Annotated in this window: 1 protein-coding gene; it reads right to left on the bottom strand. The window is 48.3% G+C overall.

Annotated features, from left to right (window positions below):
• Positions 1 to 177: 177 nt before the first annotated feature.
• Positions 178 to 1,839: IS1182 family transposase (locus tag MJZ26_15030; GenBank protein MCQ2107090.1), on the bottom strand; the 1,662-nt coding region annotated here is incomplete at its 5' end.

The following is a 1,839-nucleotide window of genomic DNA, read 5'->3' as shown; positions in this document are numbered from 1 at the left end:
GGGGCTGTCTCAATTGTCAAAGACAAATGAGGCAGCCCCCAAGTCATAGGAAGAAAAACACACGAGAAGTCGTCATAATGCAGTGGAGGCAAAAGTGAGCCCAAAGAAGGCGCAAAAACCCGGAGGGTGGTCAAAAACCACTCTCTGGGTTTTGTATATGAAGGAGCAAGCATCGTACTACGAAGCGCCTTTTTCCTTTAACGCGAACAAAGAGACGCCAAAACGTTTTGCATGAATGCGGTTATACAGTTTTTGCACATTGAAAGCGAAAGCGAGGAGGAAAATCTGTGCTTCTGTCTTGCGTTTGCCTCTGGTCAGGAACCGTCGGAAGCCGTAGTCCTGCTTCAGAACGCCCCACACGCCTTCGACTTGAATGGAACGATTCGTGCGCAGAAGATTGCCCTGCACAGAGGTAATCAGTTTAGTCGCCTTCAGGTTCTGCCGGATATAGGTTCGTGAAACGGTGATAATCCTGTTCTCCTGCTTGCCTTTGTAGCATTGATTGCGATACGGGCAGCCCGAGCAGCCTTCACATTCATAGATGCTCTTGGTGGAAATAAATCCGTTGTCGGATTTTTCTTTTGTATAACGCTTGAATTTCAGATGTTTTCCGTTCGGACAGACATATCTGCGATTCTTGGGCTCATAAGTCAGATTCTCCACTCTGAACTTGTCATTTTTGTACTTCTTAGTTTTACTCTTCTCGTACAGATTGGGCTTGATATATGCCGTCTGGTTGTGCTTTTCAAGGTATGTATAGTTTTCTTCGCTTGCGTATCCCGCGTCGGCAACCACATTCTGAATGAGACGACCGCTTCTGTTCTGAATGCGCTCGATGAGGGGGATCAGTGTATTCGTGTCTGCCTGATTGGAGAACAAGCCGAGACCGACAATATATTCGCTTTCTACCGCAGCCTGCACATTGTATCCCGGCTTCAACTGCCCGTTTTTCATGGCGTCCTCCTTCATCCGCATGAAGGTGGCGTCCACATCTGTTTTGGAATAACTTTTCCGCTTTCCGCAGATGGATAAAGCGTCATCGTACTGTTGCAGCTTTTCCAGATACGATGCCAGCGTCTCGCAGTCCTGCTGAAGCGGTTTCTTACGGTGCCCGCTCCCGTGGACAAACTCGATCCCCAGCAAATCTCTGGTTGACAAAAGCGCGTTCAACGCTTCAAGCAGGTTCGCACGCTCAGAAATGCCGTTCCTTCGAGCTATTTCGGGCAGCTCCTGCTCGATCTTTGCACGCAGCTTGCGGCGGTTCTTCTCTACCGTCTTTGCCCACACAAACGTGTATTTGTTCGCGTCCGCCTCGATTTTCGTTCCGTCTATGAATACATTCCGGTACGACACCTCTCCCATTCCGATCAGCAGCTTCACGAATTGGTAGAACAGATCCTCAATGACCGGCGCCAGCTTTTCGTTTTGGAACCGGGCGATCGTTGCGTGATCCGGCACCGGTTCTCCGTTCAGTATCCACAAAAAACGAACGTCCACACGGCACAGATGCTCTATGTCCCGGCACGAATACGCTTTGTTCATATAGGCAAACACCAGAATTATGAACATCGTCACCGGATTGACCTTCCTCCACGCCCTCAGATACTGCTTGTTCAGCTCTGTGTAGTCCAACTGCTCGCATATTTCTACCACCTTGCGAACCGGATCGTCTTCCGCCACGATTATTTCATAATTTATTTGTATTGCCTCTTGATTTCTGTCTCTCATTGGTGTATAATTACCTCGCTGTTCTTGTTGTTGGTTTTTTGTTGTGATTAAATTATACACCAAAACAGCCGCCCGGTAAAGTACCTTTCGGTTCTTTTCCGGGCGTTTTTT

The organism is Fibrobacter sp. (genome assembly GCA_024398965.1).
In the GTDB taxonomy this organism is placed as follows: Bacteria; Fibrobacterota; Fibrobacteria; order Fibrobacterales; family Fibrobacteraceae; genus Fibrobacter.
Note: the sequence above shows the minus strand (reverse complement) of the source record. Positions and strands in the feature narration are given on the sequence as shown.